Genomic DNA, 17,252 nt, shown 5'->3' on the forward strand with positions numbered 1-17,252 from the left:
CATGGCTGACATTTGCGACGATTCAGACGCGATCAATGAAGCCTTCATCGAGCGCGGCGTGAAGGCAGCCCAGGCCAGCCTTTCGGTCAGGAGGCTCGCGCCGACAGGCATTTGTCACAACAGCCGCTGCGAGGCGGATGTCGAAGAAGGCAAGCTTTTCTGCGACAACCAGTGTGCCGAGGAACACCGGCGCACCGAAAAGCTCCGGGCCATCTCCGGCACCCGGCACTAGCGCGCGTGCCTGCCGCAACGAAGCCAAGCTCATGCGAATGACTTGGCTTGTTTTTTATACACACCAAATGATTCCTGCATGAGCAAGATGCTGATCGTGGCGGAAAAGCCGTCCGTAGCCAAAGATATCGCCGCCGCGCTGGGCGGGTTCAGTAAGGTCGAGAACTGGCTGGAGAGCGACACGGCCGTGGTGTCGTGCGCCGTCGGCCACCTGGTCGAGCTCTTCGCCCCGGAAGCCGCGACCACCGGCCGCGACCTGTCCTCGCTGCCCATCATCCCGGCGCGCTTCGCGATGAAGGTGCTCGAGCCGAGCAAGGCGCAATACCTCCTTCTTGAACGGTTGATGGCCCGGCGAGACATTTCCAGTGTCGTCAATGCCTGCGACGCGGGACGCGAGGGCGAACTGATCTTCCGGCTGATCTATGAAAAGGCACGGTGCACCAAGCCGATGAAGCGGATGTGGCTGCAATCGATGACCGCGGATGCGATCCGCGACGCCTACCGCACCATGAAGCCCGGCTCGGCGTTTGACAATCTGAGCGATGCGGCCAAGTGCCGCAGCGAAGCAGACTGGGTGGTCGGAATCAATGGTTCGCGCGGCATATCGGACTTGCGCGGCCGCCAGACGCACCGGCGCCAGATCATGGCGGCAGGGCGCGTACAGACGCCGACGCTGGCGATCCTGGTGCACCAGGAACAGAAGATCCGGAACTTCGTGCCGCAGGACTATTGGGAAGTGCATGGCACCTTCGGTGTGCAGGCCGGCACCTATGTCGCCAAGTGGTTCAATCCGAACGCCAAGGAAGAGGGCGAGGAAGGGCTGGTCAATCGCTTCACCGAGAAAGCCAAGGCCGAGCAGGTGGCCAACAAGTGCCGCGGCGTCGCGCCGAGTTCGGTGACGGACACCTCCAAGCCGGTCTCGAAGGCCGCGCCGCGCCTGTTCGACCTGACCTCGCTGCAGCGGGAAGCGAACAAGAAACTCAAGTTCTCGGCAAAGAAAACGCTCGATATCGCCCAGGCGCTCTATGAGAAGCACAAGGCGACCACGTATCCGCGTACCGATTCGACAGCGCTGCCGGAGGATTATGTGCCGACCGTGGCCAAGACATTGAACGCCTTGGCCGGTACCGCGTATGAAACACACGCAAAGCAGGTGCTGGCCAACGGTTGGATGAATGCCGGTAAGCGCATCTACGACAACGCCAAGATCAGCGATCACTTCGCCATCGTGCCGACCGGCGTGAAGCCCGCCAGCCTGACTGCCGAAGAGGCGAAGATCTACGACATGATCGTGCGGCGCTTTTTGGCCGCTTTCTTTCCCGCCGCGGAATACCTGCACACCACCCGCATCACCGTTGTCTCCGGCGAGTCGTTCAAGAGCACCGGCAAGGTGCTGACCGCGCAGGGCTGGCTGGCGGTGTATGGCGTGGATATCGATGATGACGGCAAAACGCCTTCCTTGTGCGTCTATCAGCCAGGCGAGCCGGTCAAGAATGTGGAAATCGTCATCAAGGACCTGAAGACCAAGCCGCCGACCCGTTTTACCGAGGCGACGCTGCTGTCCGCGATGGAAAACGCCGGCAAGCTGGTCGACGATGACGACTTGCGCGATGCGATGAAGGAGCGCGGCCTTGGCACGCCGGCTACCCGTGCGGCGACGATCGAGGGGCTGCTGAGCCGGGTCGACGGCCGCGGCGAACCGAAGGAGCCGTATGTCGACCGCAAGGACAACTGGCTGGTGCCGACCCCCAAGGGCATGGACCTGATCGGGTTTCTGGATATGAACGGCATCGACGCGCTCACTTCGCCGCGCATGACAGGGGAGTGGGAGCAGAAGCTGCGCCAGATGGAAGCTGGCCAGTACGCACGGGATGCCTTCATGGCGGAAATTGGCGAGCTGACACGCCACATCATCGACGCGATCCGGCAGAAAGCGCCGCCGTCCTCGATGCTAGCGGGCTGCGCCTGTCCGAAGTGCGGCGCGGGCGTAGTTTCGGGTGGTCCGACCTATGTCTGTGAAGCCAACTGCGGATTTGCGCTGTGGCGCGAGATCGCCGGCCGCATGTTCAACGACGAAGAGATTGCGCAGCTGCTGGCCGATCGGCAGACACCGACGCTGGACGGCTTCCTCTCCAAGAAGAAGACGCCATTCAGCGCTGCGCTGAAGATGAATGACGAGTTCAAGCTAGAGTTCGTCTTCCTCGACGACCCGCAGACCGCCCTACGCAATTCGCTCGATGCGTCGGGCAACTCGGTGACCTGTCCTGCCTGCCAGAGCCTGATGCGGCGGATCAAAGGCAAGAAAGGCTGGTTCTGGGCCTGCACCAACCGGGAAGCCGAGTGCAAGAAGACCATGAATGACGAGAACGGCCATGCGGTTGCCTCGAACGCCGGCACTACGCTGCCCAATGGCGCGACCGTCGCTTGTCCGCAATGCACCAAGCCGATGCGGCGCATCAAAGGCCAGAAATCCTATTTCTGGGGCTGTACCGGCTATGCCGACGGCTGCCGCAGCACCCTGGAAGACAAGAACGGCAAGCCTGTACCCAAGACATCGAAACCGGCCGCGTCCGCCCAGGATGCTGGAGCATTCCTATGAACCAGAAGAATCTGATCGTCAAAGCCACCTTCATCGTCTTTGCGTTCTGGTGGACCGTCTGCAACCTCTATACCCTAATCACGGACCGGAAATGGTTTTGGGAGAGCATCCCGCTCATGGCGCATAGTCTCTACCAGAACGTGGCAGGCTTCTTTGTCGGAATCGCGTTCACAGCGTCGCTGATTTTCCTTGTGCGCACGGTGGCGCTGAATCGCCTGCAGCCGGGATCCTTCAATGGCGTGACCTCGTCCATCGGACCGGTTCCCATTCTGGCGCCGCCGGCGAAACGGGTGAAAACGAAAGACTTTCTGTCCATCGAAAGCGAACGCGTCAAGCAATGCATCGAAGCGAACAAGGCAAATCAATCGAACGAAGAACATGCCATCCCGAAGACGTCTGAGCCGCAGTCTGAAGCGCATGGCGCAGCAGCTCCTACACCTGCGAACCGGGCCGATGTAAAGGATGAGGTGCAAGGCCGCATTTACGGGGCAGACCTCGACGAAGACGGCAATTACCCAGAAGACCCCGATGAGGACAGCATTGAATGGGCTGACCTCAGTGAAGAAGTGATGCAAAACGCCTTCAAAACTACGGACTTAAATGAGCTTGGGGAGCTCGGGCTGGCGGCCAGCGGGGAGGCGCTGGTACATGCCACTGAGGCGCCCATTGATGGTGTGGACCCGGATCTACTTGCCTCACCGGAGAAATGCAGTCTTGGCGCGGACGGCCTGGAGCTTGTGGCAGACGGAATTCCCGTCATCTCGAATAGTGGCGAATCCGACTTGGTCGCTACATCTGAAAGGTGCCGTGAAAGTGATCCTGCTGACCAGGCTGTGCCCGCCGACAGTACTGGTAAGCCGAAGGAATCAAGCATTGAACCGTCAGGAATTCCCCTGAGCCACGATTGTGGCGTCGCCATACAGGATGTTCCCAAAGATCCGGTTTCCAACTACAAAAAAACGAGTGCAAGAAGATCATGAATGACGAGAACGGCCATGCGGTTGCCTCGAACGCTGGCACCACGCTGCCCAATGGCGCGACCGCCGCTTGTCCGCAATGCACCAAGCCGATGCGGCGCATCGAAGGCCAGAAATCTTACTTCTGCAGCTGTACCGGCTATGCCGATGGCTGCCGCAGCACCCTGGAAGACAAGAATGGCAAGCCTGTACCTAAATCCTCTAAACCGGCGGCATCCAGCCAATCCGCGGGAGCGTTTCTGTGAACCATAAAAATCCGATTATCAAAGCCACGTTCATCGTCTTCGCCTTTTGGTGGACTGTCTGCAATGCGTACACGCTGTTCACTGACCCGGTCTGGTTCTGGGAGAGCTTGCCGGCGATGCGCTATGGACTCTTCATCACGGTCGTTGGACTTCTTTGCGGCCTTGTAATCAGCGCCGCGCTAATCGTGCTGGAGCGCAGCCTCGCCCTGGATCGCCTGAAAGGAGGAAGCTTCCTCGGGATTACCTCCACCATCGGTCCGGTGCCGATCCTCGCGCCGCCAGCGAAGCGGGTAAAGGCCAAGGAATGTCTTCCGATCGAAAGTGAGCGCGTCAAGCAATGGATTGCAGCGAACAAGGAAACCAACCCGGCCTACGTTGCGCTGTTCATGGCCGTGTGGGAGACGCTGTCAGCTCACAAGACTCATCCCGCAAGCCACCGCAAAGGCGGTCACGGCGGAAGAACATTGGCCGAGCATTGCATGGCGGTGGCCGACACGGCGCTCGAGCTTGCACCGGGCTGGTCGTACGACGGTGTGTACATCAAGCGCGCCGGCAAGACACCGAAGCTGATCATCGCCAAGCGGAATGCCGAGTATAGGTTTGACCCTGCCGATCCCCTGATCCCGATTCTTGGGCTGGCACACGATATTGGAAAGATTGAGGCCTATAAGCTTCAGCCTGACGGCACGGTGCTGACCAGCGAGAGCAGCTCCGAGCAGGACGACGCAGGCGTGAAGCACGATGCGCTCGGCGCACGCATCCTTGCCCGGATAGCGGAGTTCTGGGAGATCCCCCCTGAAGACAATCGCATCCTTTCTCGTGTCGTTGCGCACTACCACCATCCCAGTGACTTCCCCGTGGACAAAGATGGGCTGGCGCTGGACGACCGCATGATGGCCTTGCTGGAATTCCTGATCTTGGCCGATCAGACCACCGGACAGCGGGAAAGCGGCATCAGCGCCGCGTCAGCCAACGCGGACGCGATCACCGAGACGGAAGGTGAGGAGATCTATGCGGCGTTCGTTGCATGCGTCACTGAGCAGGGCCGAATCAATGGTACCGGCAACATCGAAGCCGACAAGACCTTCAAGATTGGGCAGAAACATGGAAACGTAGTGTATTTGCGAGACGAGGCGCTGCTTAGGGCCATGTGCAAGCAACTTGGCGTTTCAATCGAGGTAGGAAGAGGCCGCTACATCTTGCTGAACCGAATTCTCACTGTTCTGGAAGAGAAAGGCATACTTGTTACCTCCCATAATAGTGTTGATTTCAAAGGGTATCAGCCGCTGTATTTGGTACGTTTCTACCATAGCGAGACGGCGACTGCTTTGGCTGATTGGCACCAGACCATCGTCATTCGACCCACATCGCAACATGGCGATCTGCATGCTCTGCTGAATCTATCGCCTCTAGCAACCACCGCGAAAATCGAAGGGATCTACTTTGCGCATCTGAACAAGATTGCTGACCCTGCCAAATTGTTTGACCTCGTTGGCAAGGCCTTTGACGATGATGTCCTTCAATCGGTACGCAAAGGGATAATGGCCGCTGGCATGCCAGTTGAAGCAGTCCGCACTACAACGCCAGCCGTCGAACCCCGTCCAGCACCGGAGAAACCGGAAACGGCCCCGATCAAGGTCTCACCGCCGAACGCTGGTGTCCTGAAAATACACGCCACGGTAACGAACACAACTCCAGAATCAGTTTCCCCGACTCCAGATCTGACTTCCGACGAGACTCCATTTGATTGGGACAATCTGGATGCTCAAGTGAAGATAAATGGCTTCGATGCAGGCGATATCGATGGCATGCCGTCGAATTCACCTGATGCCGAGATAACTCACGAACAACCCATCATTTCGGACGTTACCCCGGCCGGCGCAGAAAGCGACGACATGGATTTGCTGGCGCCGCATGTGATGGTTGGATCCGACGCGACTGATTTCGATGCCGCCATGGAAAGCGATGTTCTGGCAACAAGCCATATTGAACCTTCGGCCCCCACGGACGAAGTGGGTGTAATCGAGCCACCAGCGGCTGCTGATGCTAACGGACTAGATAAATCAGTCGATGAACCAGGTCATCATACGCTCGGCATTCCGATGGATCACGATCGAGGCACGGCGGTGCAAGATGTTCCGCGCGATCCTGTCTCCAAATATAAGAAGCAAAAGCAGGCAGAGCGTAATGACGCAAATTTGGAACAGCTACGGCAGGCATCCAATCCGTCCGACTTCTTGCAAGGTCTGTCAGCATCCCAAACGAAGAAGCGGGCTGAAAATGGACTTGTAGCATATCTCGGCTCAGGCAATAACCGTAAAGCCCCTGGCAGGATTAAGGCAGCGGAGACGGGCGCTTCTTCCTCTGACGGTCTGAGCGAGTTCAAGTTAGAACACTCGTATGAAGTTTTTCAAAAATTGGTTCAACGCGCGGTAGAAAGTGGAGAGCTACATTGCCTGGCAACGCTCGATGGCAAACACTTCGTTTTGCAATCCATGATCGAAAAGGCTTTTCCAGGGCAAAATATCGATGAGCGGTTGCCTCCGGCATTGGTCGAACGACGCTCCACAAGCGCCGGTGACGTCCTTCTCATTCCTGTGGCACCGTTAGCAAATGGCTGATCGTGCTTCGCCTTGCCAAGGAAAGGCAGCTGGGCATCTTCGCGAGAAAATGCCTGGAGTCGCCGCATGGATCGACTCCCTGCGCGAGGCCTTCGGAAAGGAGATGGTGGACGAGATGATCCGTACCGGCCTGAAGAAGGGCACGTTTTGGGCGGTTGAAAATGGCAATGTCGTTGGCCAGCCGCCTGCCGATGTGCTTGAAAAGCATTTCGCGGAACTCGCCAATCCCGAACCTTCGGTACCGCCGACTGAGGCGGTGACAGCCCAGCCCGAACCTTGGATTGACCGCCGCTGGCCGTCTTGAAGCTGCAACAGCTTCTTTTTCGTCAGGTCACAACTGCCAGGCACTGCAGGTCTTCCCATCGCTGCGGAGAGGGCGTACGGCTCACTGAGATTGTTGCGCCGACGGCGACGCATTGTCGTGCACAGCCTGCTCCGCAAATTATGTCTATGCCTAGTTCATTCCCGTAGGCCCGTAAACGGTTGAGAGCCAGCACTGCCATTGCCAGAGCCTAAACTTTCGCTAAAGGGATTTTGCGAAACCATTTCTACAGGAATATGATTTGAGCATGGCTATTCAATTCGACACTCTCCGCTACGTTGAGAAACTGAGGTCCGCCGGCATGCCTGACGCGCACGCCAAGGCGAGTGCTGAAGCATTGTCAGCCGCATTGAAGGAATCGCTCTCCACTTCGTCGGTGGCCACCAAAGATGACATTTCTGCAGTCCGAAACGATTTAAGTACACTCAGGAATGATGTAAATCTGTTCCGGGCAGAAATGAAGGCGGAGTTGCGCACTGAAATCGGCTCGGTACGAGCCGACATGAAGTTAATGCAGTGGATGCTCGGCACGATCGTTGTCGGTGTCGTGTCGCTCATCGCGAAAAGCTTTTTCTGATCTGAACTCGTCCGATCCCCCGCGTGCCGCCTTGGTGCCCGGGGGATTTTCTTCGCCTATCGGATTCGAGGCATGGGCCTGGCGGTAGGTAGATCTCTACTAAGCATAGCAACCGGAACCGAGGCGCAGCTCGAGCGTACTGGTCAACGTGGATTTGTTTCCCATGCTGTACCGCGCACACGTTCCGGCCCGTAGAAAAATTTCCCCTGCGCACAGATTCTCAAATGATATGATGATAACCATTATTATCGCCAGACCATTTTAGGTTTTCAGAAAACGGAATTACCTAAAGGGCAGGTCAATTCATACATTCAAAGCCTGCTTTATAGAAAACATTTCTGAACGCTGAAACGAAACCTCTAACGTCCACTTTCCTCATCGTTCTTTGAAAAAGGCTGTTTGGTTGATGAAGACTGATAGCGGACACCCGCTAAAAATCCAACGAAGGCAGTAGACGCTTGGCATCTGCCGCTGCAGCAACGACTCTTCCACAAACGCGCTAAGCACTGCAGCTAAACTTTATAGATTGCATGAAACATCTGTCAATAAGATGGACGACCATTTTTGAACATGAGTCTAAAAGGAATTATACACTTAGCATAATTAGGATATCAAAAACAGTCAAAAAGCCAAGTTTGTCCCACGCCTACAGTCCGACCTACGTGACGCTTCGGAAAATCATGCAAAAAACGAACTCGAGATTTTTCTTTCTCGGGCAGATATTGGTAGAAGAGTGTAGCGCCTAACGTCATTGGGCTCGTACCTAATAATATTATATCAATTGCAGAAGAATCCTTTATCAACTGTTGAAGCAAAAGGATTGTATCGGAAGGAGACGCCGCAGAAATCGTTCGCCGATTGAATTCACTAACCGGCAATTCTTTCAGAAAAGACTCATTCGCTAGTCGGCATTTTAATTGGCCATCTAATATGTAAGGCGGATCACCAACCACTGATATGCAATCTTCACGTATCCAATTATAGTGCTGCACAAACTTCTGGGCACGGTCAGAGTCAAAACCAAGAAAAAAAACATGCCGCTTTGGATGGTTGTCCTTTGCGATAGAGGGAAAGTCCAAACCAGTAATCCAGCCCGGGGGCTGGCGAATGCCATAAGTTTCAATCGGGGGCAACTCCTCCTTGATCGGCTGTGGATAATTATCTGGTGCTGTGAAGCCACATACAACTAGAATATCCGGGCGCGCAAGTAAGCAAGGCAGCACAAAAAAACAATACTCCCAATCTTTGTCTGTCAGATCAATCAGCACGGTGGTAATTCCACCCTTCTTCACTGGGATTTCCTGCCCAATCATCTTAGAGAGATGCGGCCAACCCACTTCAACTCGCGAACTACTCACCGAAAAGGAAAAGTTTAGATTACGCGTATCGGTACACTCTATAGCAATTTTCTTTGAAGTGACTGGGCTAAGTTGAAGAACCCGCTTTGCTCGATCTTCGCTATGATCCCCAACGGGGGAACTGATGACAATATCCACGTCCACGAGCCATTCACGCAACTCTTCCTCATTACGAGTCGACCTTGTCTTTAGCTTCACAAAAGCCTTTCTTGCGATGAGGAGTCAAATCCTGAATTTACGGCATTCAAGTATTGCCGTTGCAGTGCTGCATACTCAGCTTGAGATCCCATGAATAAAATACGTAGTTCCTCACCAGAAAGCGTACCAAGTTTTTTCTTGCGACGAGGAGAAAAACCATAGTGCGGGGCAAAGCACGGATTTAGCTGCCAGTCGTCGAGCTGAAGATCAGCGTCTGATTTCTGTTTATTACCGGGCAGACGGAGCAAAATCGATTCAGCATAGGCGGCCTGGAATAAGTCGGTCCAAACTTCGTTTATTTCAGTGTCTTTTGTAACGCTAAAATGATTAATTTCAGGCTCACTTTGCGTGGGAGTCCGGTTCATAACAGCAAGCAATTGTCCCAATCTGTCAGTGAAATCCAAAAGCTCTCTAGAATACTTGGGTAGAGACCGAATGACGCCACGATAACCATCCGCAGCCTTACGAAGCGCATCAGTTTGTATGGAAACAGAAATTGGAGGTGCAGCGGTCTCCCCCTTTCGTGGACTCGCAAACCATTCTTCAACGATTGACCGGCAAAGTTCTAGAAAGGTTCGGACATTGCGACCTGACAGCAAAGATACTGTCTCAGTTCCTGCATACATCACTGCTTGTGGTCGGCTATACAGGCGCGCGAGCCAAAAAAGTGTACCGCGCTCGTAGTTGTGGCGCCAGTCCTTTGCTTTAGATGTATTATTTTCAATTTCATAAATCACGCTGTCTGGATCTTTACCACTTCCTTCTCGCTTCCTTAGGCGGCCTTGATTCATTATTACAACCCCCAAGGCTTTAGTTAGAATATTTGGCTCCCGATCGAACCACGCAAAGATCCCGGCCATATCAGCGGGGAAAAATTTAGATATCCAATCTCGTAATGGCTTGTCTTGCTTGGTGTGGGCAATACGCCTTGCTTGATCCGAAGCGGTTTCGGTCGCAAGTAGCTCGTCGAGTGTAGTGACACCAAGCAAAGAAAAGAAATCGTTATTTTCCAGATATTTTTGCGCAATATTCTGCAAATGGCCCGTAAACTGGATAGTGTCAATACTCTCATCTAAATTAACGAGATTGAAATCGTGTATGGGCTGAATCTGTTGACCGTCCGCAAGTGTAGCTGTTGTTCTAAGACCAGCTTTCCCATGCTTGCAAAGCAATCGGTACGTAACGTGGTCGCTTTCTTTTATTTGCTTAATACGGCTGTTAACGACTTTTTGTTGGTCCTCTGTGTAGTGCTCATACTCATCGAGTATCACAGCAAAATAATGTTTTCCAAATTTGCTGTCTGGAGATTCAGTTAGCTGCTCGACCAAAAGTTTAAGCAATATGTTGCTTTGCAACCTGGCAGGCTCAGGAGTGTTTTCTGGATTGTTGACGTAATATCGCATCGAAGCTAATCGGTCTTCAATTGCAATAAGCAGTGCGTCCATCGTGGGATCAATATTGCGATATTCTGGCCCGAACTCTCTGATTAAAACTTGATATAGCTTTTTCTCCCTATCCGCGCTTTCACACCAAACGGCCAACCCACCAAACTCATCAAATGCGTGTAAAGCTTTCCTTAGAACTAGAAGGTCAAAGAACTGAGAGAACAACATATTGTAGTGGCCTTGTTTGTCCCGCGTTGCCGGGACAAACACTTGTAACAGATCAATATCGATGCGAAGATAAAGCCCCAAGTAGGTGGGCGCTAAGTCGGGACTTGGCACGACTCCTTTCTGTCTAATGGCACCTGCAATACGTTCGACGCTGAAATACCTGCCCAACATGGTCTTACCGCTTCCGCGCGCACCTTGGAATATGACAGGCATGAACGTACTCATTGCCCGAACAAGCTCTTTACCTGGGTCAATAAAATACTGACCTATTTGTTCATGATTGGCATAGTCCGCTCTGAGTAAAACAAATGGATTAGTTGGTGTAGCGGTCTTAACTGAAGGAGAATCTATCGGCGTTATATATTTTTCTAACAGCTTCTCTGCTAATTGGCCTATGTTTTGCGCATAGTCCTTCTCGCGCGCAGGCGAAGTGGGGCCTATTGAGTCGACGATCGTCTCTTCACCAAGCGCCAGACGCGGGATGTAAGGTAAGCGTATTTGGAAACCTTTAAAGTCCGGCCACGAGCAAATGGTCTGGACTTCGGTAAGCCATTTTCTTCTTTCGCTGTCAGCAAGCTCGGGTTCTGGCGAGCCAACTAAAATACATCTCTTGCGTCCATATTGCTCAATAAATCCGTCGCTTTTTAATCTACCGACAAGTTCTTTAGTGCCCTTAATGTTTTGGCGATTAAAGCCACTTACAATAACAATTGTCTTCGCCAATGTCATCGCAACATAAAATGGATCACTGAATCCAGTACGCGAGTCTATCAATATGAAATCAAAACCGTAACCATTAGGTTCATCTTTTGAGGTAAGTCTAGCTAGTATATCTGCCCAAGCGGCATCACCTGCAGAAGAGTAGAAATTCTCCCAGCTAAAATGATTCAACGCGTCGAGATAGGTCTTTCTTTTCTTCTCGTGATTAAGGTCTCCGGGCCCTTCACCGTTGCCCCATAATGAATTGCTTGCTGGGATTATCCATAGATTACCGACGCCAGAACTGTCTTCTTTTTTTGCGTGCCTTATAGTCACTGGAGTCGCATATTCTTCGAGAATCCATTTAGGAAAGCTTGTCCTATTTTTCTCATCGTCTGAGGTCGCAGTGTAGAGAGAAAGAAGCTCAATCAAGCCATAAGGCGCTGGAGCAACGACCTCGCGGAAAGGAGAAATTTCATGCAAACCAGGAGCTTCCAGGTCAAAGTCCAGCATGAGCACTTTTTTCCCTTTTTTGGCCAGCGCAATAGCAGTATTGGCAAGCGAAAGTGATCTGCCCACGCCTCCCTTATGGGAATAGAAGGCAATGATTTGTGGGTCTTGCGTCATGATATGTTCCATTGAGCTGTTGTCCATCACTCAGATGCATGAATAGTTGGGCGTGGTATTCGGGATCGAGGTTTACCCGCAACAATACTGGGGCGCATGCCTGTAATTAACGCCTCTATATCCTTTACGGTCAATGAAACCGACTCTGGCGCGCCTGCTTTCGTTAGAAGCTTAACCATGCGATTGAAGTAACCTTGAAAACGTTCAGCCGTAATTGGTTTATGGGAAATCCATTCTGGAATTATCAGCCGGCTGTTAATATCACGACTGCCGGAGGAGATCCAAGCTCGCGCGAGCATAGTTAGAGCTCGAAGAATGATTGTTGAATCGAGGACACTGAGCTCTCGTGTCTGACTTCTGGATGCGGTCACTAACATAGCCTGCAATGCTTCAATATGAGGTGCAAGGCTCACCTCTAAGGTATTATCTTCATCTGCAGACTTGATTAATATAGCCAAATTCGTGACATCTATTTGTCGAGATAAAAGCGAAAATATCAGATCCTTATTAGGGACAAGCTTTTTTTGTGCATCGTGCATCCGGCCAACAACTTCGCGAAAAGCGCCGCTATATATCTTCTCCGAACCTATGTTGATATAAATTGATTCAATAAGGTTTACTGTTCGCTTAAGGACCTCAGCGCTATCATTTGACATTGGAGGCAGGCAGTTTTCTAAAACCTCTGCTACTCCTACCCAGAAAGAAATACGTTGATTTTCATTATCAGCATAAGCGCTATAGAAGGCATCATATAGCCACTGCTGAGGAGGTTCAGAATCGAACGTCGGTGGGCCTGCATCGGCGGAAAGCAATGTCCCATCTTTCTCTGTCAGGCGAAGCTGAACAGCCCGGACTATCTCATCGTGGTTGGTAAAGAATGCCATCTGGCTTATCTTCCTATAAGTGCCCGAGCTTTTTTATACGAGATTCGACTGCTCGAAAATAGCCGTCGCCAACCTCCCGAAAATCGATCCAGTCTGTAACGTCGGTATCACTCCGATGAGAAACCCTTACATCATCTAACTTGAAATTATCTCTTTTTAAAGAGTCTTTATGCACCCACCACTCTTTGCGTTTTAATTCGCCCGTTTGTAGTACGCGTGCTCTTCCGTATGGAATTCTTTCGCTTTCTGTTTCCGGCGATGGATCGAAGTACCAATTATAAAAAGCATGAACCCATGTGGGTTTGAAAACTGGTATCGGTTTCGCGAGAGAGAAATTGAAAACTATTATCGGACTTTCTTGAGTCATACGGCCGAAGCTGAAGAGGCCTAGTTCGTCAGCCAGTTCACAGATTTGAGCATAATTGGAATCGATGTTTGCTCTTTCGGTGAACCATAAACCCCGCTTTCCCTCTACGTAATCCGAGAAATGAGCAGCCAACTCTAAATCGTCATCGGAATTGATATCACCTATGCCAAGCCAATGCGCTCGAGTTAGATGGGTACACTTGGTTCCCGCCGGCATTTCGAACATAACTCCTTGTTTCCATACGCTTGGGTCGGCATGTAGTAATTTTGCGCACTCTACTGCGTCTACAGCATTCTTCATCCTATCGCTCGTCGACGCTTGGATTTCTTTATCTGTATATAAAGCATTAAAATGTAATAGCGCCGCCTCACGCAAATCAGAAGGTAGCGTGTTCCAGTCGACTGTGGCTAGTGCCTGCTCGTATGCAGCCTCGTTTTTACTCCAGTAGCTCATTGCCGTGCCAATTTTGTAATTACAATAAATAGTCGAATAACAAATACAATATGCAAATCAAAGCACCTAGTAGTTGCTAAGTGCTATGTCAACTGGCAAAGTCGCACACATTAATGCGCGTTTTGGGATGAATTTGGCGCAGCTCCCGCCTGCCAATGATCGTCGCCACATTATTCCTTTCTCCGAGGAAATGAATTGCCATAGTCGAGATCTTAAATGGTCAGGGGATGCAATCTTGAAAACACAGTCGGTTATAGGACGTACGCCTTCGACTACGATAGCCGCGTTGTCGAGACATCTCCCGACCCGGGGAATTAGGATATCCCCGGGTTCAGCCATGACCAGTGAGGCGTCGTTCTTGAACATTCCGCTTGGAAAGCAAACTTCTTGCGAAGAATGTTTTCTAAAAGACGTCGTATGAAAGAAACTTTCCGAGATCTTTTCGAGCTCATTCGCAGAATGCCTTCCCCGTCGTGCTGATGTACCAAGGGCAGTCAAAGTAACTGCGTTTTCATCTGCACCTGACTTTGAAGAACACAATAATGATGACAAATCTGCAGCATCGAACCACCCGTTATAAGTTACGGTCAGTCCCTCTTCTACTGTGTAATATCTTGCTTTCCGACGAGGTCGCGCCTTGTCGAAAATGAATGCCGCAGCCTCTACCTCAGCACTTCGGAAAGCTTTTGCCGGGAGACGTAGCACCTCGTGCAAACCGAATGAGTTGAGGAAAACTTTTAATACCGCATTGTCTTTGCCATACTTAAGTGCTTTCAAAGGCATGAAAATTGCCGCTTGACCTTGACTGCTAAGGCATGAGATGGCTTGAATAGCAAATGCGAGCTCCGCTCTATAGCTTTTGGCTTGTATATTACCGAAGTGGTCTTCAATATATGATAAAGATGGCCCCGAGAATGAAATGAAAGGCGGATTAGAGATCGCGTAGCTAAATTCTCCGTACTCCTTTCGCATACGATCTGCGAAATTTTTCTTTAAAACGGAGCGTTGAACAAAATTACAGCGAGCATCTAGTTGTGCAAACTTCGCTCCTATTGAATCTATATCAACGAGTGTTGCGGACGTTTCTGAATGCTGTTCCAAAAATGCGCTTGCTAAAGCGCCTGGGCCACATCCTAGGTCAATAACTTTCCCGTTCCCGTTTCCACTAACCTTCCTGAACCTTGAAATAATGAGTCTTGCGAGTAGTGGAGGAGTCGCAAATTGGCCAAGACGAGGGTCGCCTGCAGTGCCTGCTCTCCGCCATGCAGATGATTTTTTCATTACAGTTCTTGAATTTTTGCAATGTTGTTCTTGGCAGAAAGGCTAGTTCGCAGGTTGTAGCTATACATGGAGGTTCTTGGCAAAGTGACTTGATGGCAACTGTTTTGATGGAAGTTTACACAGAAATCTTACTCGGTGCTGATCATTCGGCGATGTCGACAAGGCAAGCGACCAAGCCGGGGACGTAGTCCGGATGGACTCGAGGCGCTTCCAGTCTTCAAGCCGAGTGAGCAGCGCCCATAGAGGTTGTTGAACACGTGGATGCCTCGACAACCGGTAAGGTGTCGACTAGAGATCCGCCTCTTCCCTTTGGCTCGGGAATAGGAGTCGACAGCGTGTGAAGTTGCCTCTCTCGTGCACGCGAATGAACGCGTATCTAAATGGTGATGCGCTAGGACTTACATCCTCTCTACATGCGACCCACTGATGGGATAGCGCACAATAGTGTGCGACACTACCGCAATTTCATTTTAGTGTCAGAATCGTTTGAGCTAAACTTAGCTAAGTAAAATTACACATTACGCTGAACGAAAATTATATTGATCTATTGCAATACGACGGATCTCCGAGCCGCATAAATCTTGATAAGTTATTTCCCTCTTGCCCAAAATTTCGATTCGGTACGGTGCCAAAGCTGATGATGCATTCAATATTCGAAGGAAGGTCGAGGCTTGATAACACGGCGTAGCATCATATGAAAGGGAGTGCTTTCATACAACCGAAATGGAAGCACACTCGCGATACGCAAAACCATAAACATACGCCGTCGCAATTTTGTAAATTCTCAGAGAGCGACTGGTTCGGTGACTATCATTATGCAAACATAAATAAGTAAAAATTTTATCGTCAAGTGATAAACCGCACTCGTCCACCGTGATTTTTATGGAAAATTTTTTCCATATGGCATGACATTGTATAAAATTCGACCTTCCTATTTGAAGGTCTGATCGTCCGCTTTCGCTGCTTTCCGGTCGCACCCACAGCCACTCTGTGCTGCCGATGCGGTTGAATGACACCCGTTCGAGCCGAAGGCGCACGATCCAATATTGGCCTTTTCGCTCTATTATTTAGAACGTTATTCGCAAGTGGCAAAAGTCGTTACAAGAATTCACATCAAGATTAGTGAAAACATTGTAATTCGCGTAGACCTATTCCTACAAATGTCTTACACTCCTGCACGGTTTTGCTCGAATACATATTGACCAAGTATGAAACGCGCAAGGCAATTGCGAGTCAAAATGATGAGAGCTATTGCTGAGACGCTGCATTTTTCTAGTAGAGGAGTATAGAATGGCTACGTATAAAGAGATTCAAAATCAAATCGCTGAACTGCAACGCGCAGCCGAAGAAGCGCGCAACCAGGAGGTGCAAGGCGCCATCGATCGGATCCGTACACTAATGGCGGATTACGGTTTGTCCGTTGACGATATTGCCGGTAGCAAAAAACGCGGCGGCAAAGTTAAGGGTGGGGGCAAAGTTCAGTTTCGTGACAATGATGGAAATACCTGGTCGGGACGTGGCCGCATGCCCGGCTGGCTGCACGGTAAGGACAAAGAGCAGTTCCGCGTGGCGTAAGCTCCGGCGAATCACATGCCACCAAGCTTCTTCTTGGTGGCGAAATCTTAAACGCTCTATGTACTTTGAAGTATTTCTGTCTTCCGTCTTCTTTTCTTCAGCTCTGTGTTCCGATAAAACGCCAAGAGACCATCGGGGTATTGCGCTCTGAAAACCTTAGCCAAGCCAAGACGTTCTTTCGCGAGGAGTAGCTCGAGTTAGCCCATGTGCGTGTGTGACCTCAGTGCCCCGCACCCCGACGAAATAGACAAGCTGAAGAAAGCCATCTATGTGGAAGTGGTCGGTGGAATTACGGCGAGGAAAACGGAAAACCTGGTGGCCGAGAAAAGCCGGAACATCCAGCAGCTGAGTCAGATTTCACTGAAATTCCTTCACGCCCCCTTCGGGCAGTCATGGAGCGTACCGTCGCCGAGCTGTAGAGCGTCTCCCGGATCGACGGAAAAGACGTTCCTCTCCCAGAAAAATAATTTCGAGTAAAAGCTTTGGCGTCATGGTCGGCTCGAAAAATCTATGGTCACCCTCCTTTTTGCAAGGGTAGATTTTGGGTTTTGTGATTGGCTTGCCTAAATCTATACGGCGTCTGATTGGAGAGCACTTCCCCGCGCCACGATGAAAGTCGCGCCTG

At 51.3% G+C, this 17,252-nt stretch carries 13 protein-coding genes; 8 read left to right on the top strand and 5 right to left on the bottom strand.

The window, feature by feature from the left end:
- Position 1 precedes the first annotated feature (1 nt).
- The 7 genes from JJB74_RS30270 (at position 2) to JJB74_RS30300 (ending at position 7,572) form a co-directional block, all read left to right on the top strand.
- The gene (locus tag JJB74_RS30270; protein ID WP_200598290.1) at positions 2–232 is read left to right on the top strand and encodes a hypothetical protein; all 231 of its coding nucleotides are present in this window, start codon (positions 2–4) and stop codon (positions 230–232) included.
- A 78-nt stretch (positions 233–310) separates the two neighbouring features.
- Positions 311–2,830 carry a DNA topoisomerase 3 gene (locus tag JJB74_RS30275; protein ID WP_200598291.1) on the top strand — a complete coding sequence of 840 codons (2,520 nt, stop codon included), beginning with the start codon at positions 311–313 and terminating at the stop codon, positions 2,828–2,830.
- A complete protein-coding gene (locus JJB74_RS30280; RefSeq protein WP_200598292.1) occupies positions 2,827–3,810 on the top strand; it encodes a hypothetical protein in 984 nt (327 codons plus the stop codon). The genes JJB74_RS30275 and JJB74_RS30280 overlap by 4 nt, the downstream gene beginning before the upstream one ends.
- On the top strand, positions 3,807–4,052 hold the full coding sequence (locus JJB74_RS30285) for a hypothetical protein (RefSeq protein ID WP_200598293.1): 246 nt from the start codon (positions 3,807–3,809) through the stop codon (positions 4,050–4,052). The genes JJB74_RS30280 and JJB74_RS30285 overlap by 4 nt, the downstream gene beginning before the upstream one ends.
- Positions 4,049–6,673 (top strand): CRISPR-associated endonuclease Cas3'', encoded by a 2,625-nt coding sequence (locus JJB74_RS30290; protein WP_200598294.1) that lies wholly within the window; start codon positions 4,049–4,051, stop codon positions 6,671–6,673. The genes JJB74_RS30285 and JJB74_RS30290 overlap by 4 nt, the downstream gene beginning before the upstream one ends.
- Positions 6,674–6,722: 49 nt before the next feature.
- Complete coding sequence (locus JJB74_RS30295) at positions 6,723–6,977, top strand: hypothetical protein (protein ID WP_200598295.1); 255 nt, start codon at positions 6,723–6,725, stop codon at positions 6,975–6,977.
- 265 nt (positions 6,978–7,242) lie between these two features.
- Entirely contained in the window at positions 7,243–7,572 is a 330-nt protein-coding gene (locus tag JJB74_RS30300) for a coiled-coil domain-containing protein (protein WP_200598296.1), read from the top strand.
- Positions 7,573–8,183: 611 nt separating this feature from the next.
- Here the strand turns inward: JJB74_RS30300 and JJB74_RS30305 are convergent.
- From JJB74_RS30305 to JJB74_RS30325, 5 genes are all read right to left on the bottom strand, one after another.
- Positions 8,184–9,068, bottom strand: coding sequence for a hypothetical protein (locus JJB74_RS30305; RefSeq protein WP_200598297.1), 885 nt, complete (start codon positions 9,066–9,068; stop codon positions 8,184–8,186).
- Positions 9,069–9,124: 56 nt separating this feature from the next.
- A complete protein-coding gene (locus JJB74_RS30310; RefSeq protein WP_200598298.1) occupies positions 9,125–12,067 on the bottom strand; it encodes a MinD/ParA family ATP-binding protein in 2,943 nt (980 codons plus the stop codon).
- 26 nt (positions 12,068–12,093) lie between these two features.
- Positions 12,094–12,951 (bottom strand): hypothetical protein, encoded by an 858-nt coding sequence (locus JJB74_RS30315; protein ID WP_200598299.1) that lies wholly within the window; start codon positions 12,949–12,951, stop codon positions 12,094–12,096.
- Between the two features lie 13 nt (positions 12,952–12,964).
- Positions 12,965–13,771: a hypothetical protein gene (locus JJB74_RS30320; protein WP_200598300.1), complete on the bottom strand. Its 807-nt coding sequence runs from the start codon at positions 13,769–13,771 to the stop codon at positions 12,965–12,967.
- 66 nt (positions 13,772–13,837) lie between these two features.
- Complete coding sequence (locus tag JJB74_RS30325) at positions 13,838–15,052, bottom strand: N-6 DNA methylase (RefSeq protein ID WP_200598301.1); 1,215 nt, start codon at positions 15,050–15,052, stop codon at positions 13,838–13,840.
- A gap of 1,290 nt (positions 15,053–16,342) precedes the next feature.
- Between JJB74_RS30325 and JJB74_RS30330 the strand changes: the two genes are divergently transcribed.
- Positions 16,343–16,627: an H-NS histone family protein gene (locus tag JJB74_RS30330; protein WP_200598302.1), complete on the top strand. Its 285-nt coding sequence runs from the start codon at positions 16,343–16,345 to the stop codon at positions 16,625–16,627.
- Positions 16,628–17,252: the final 625 nt, after the last annotated feature.

Origin of the sequence: Noviherbaspirillum pedocola (assembly GCF_016632335.1) — a bacterium.
GTDB classification, from domain to species: domain Bacteria; phylum Pseudomonadota; class Gammaproteobacteria; order Burkholderiales; family Burkholderiaceae_D; genus Noviherbaspirillum_A; species Noviherbaspirillum_A pedocola.

What these genes read in the sequence shown, in the direction of transcription:
- JJB74_RS30280 (WP_200598292.1), top strand. Translation starts at nt 2,827, where the DNA reads ATGAACCAGAAGAATCTGATCGTCAAAGCCACCTTCATCGTCTTTGCG.
- JJB74_RS30275 (WP_200598291.1), top strand. Translation starts at nt 311, where the DNA reads ATGAGCAAGATGCTGATCGTGGCGGAAAAGCCGTCCGTAGCCAAAGAT.
- JJB74_RS30270 (WP_200598290.1), top strand. Translation starts at nt 2, where the DNA reads ATGGCTGACATTTGCGACGATTCAGACGCGATCAATGAAGCCTTCATC.
- JJB74_RS30300 (WP_200598296.1), top strand. Translation starts at nt 7,243, where the DNA reads ATGGCTATTCAATTCGACACTCTCCGCTACGTTGAGAAACTGAGGTCC.
- JJB74_RS30285 (WP_200598293.1), top strand. Translation starts at nt 3,807, where the DNA reads ATGAATGACGAGAACGGCCATGCGGTTGCCTCGAACGCTGGCACCACG.
- JJB74_RS30330 (WP_200598302.1), top strand. Translation starts at nt 16,343, where the DNA reads ATGGCTACGTATAAAGAGATTCAAAATCAAATCGCTGAACTGCAACGC.
- JJB74_RS30325 (WP_200598301.1), bottom strand. Translation starts at nt 15,052, where the DNA reads ATGAAAAAATCATCTGCATGGCGGAGAGCAGGCACTGCAGGCGACCCT.
- JJB74_RS30315 (WP_200598299.1), bottom strand. Translation starts at nt 12,951, where the DNA reads ATGGCATTCTTTACCAACCACGATGAGATAGTCCGGGCTGTTCAGCTT.
- JJB74_RS30320 (WP_200598300.1), bottom strand. Translation starts at nt 13,771, where the DNA reads ATGAGCTACTGGAGTAAAAACGAGGCTGCATACGAGCAGGCACTAGCC.
- JJB74_RS30310 (WP_200598298.1), bottom strand. Translation starts at nt 12,067, where the DNA reads ATGACGCAAGACCCACAAATCATTGCCTTCTATTCCCATAAGGGAGGC.
- JJB74_RS30295 (WP_200598295.1), top strand. Translation starts at nt 6,723, where the DNA reads ATGCCTGGAGTCGCCGCATGGATCGACTCCCTGCGCGAGGCCTTCGGA.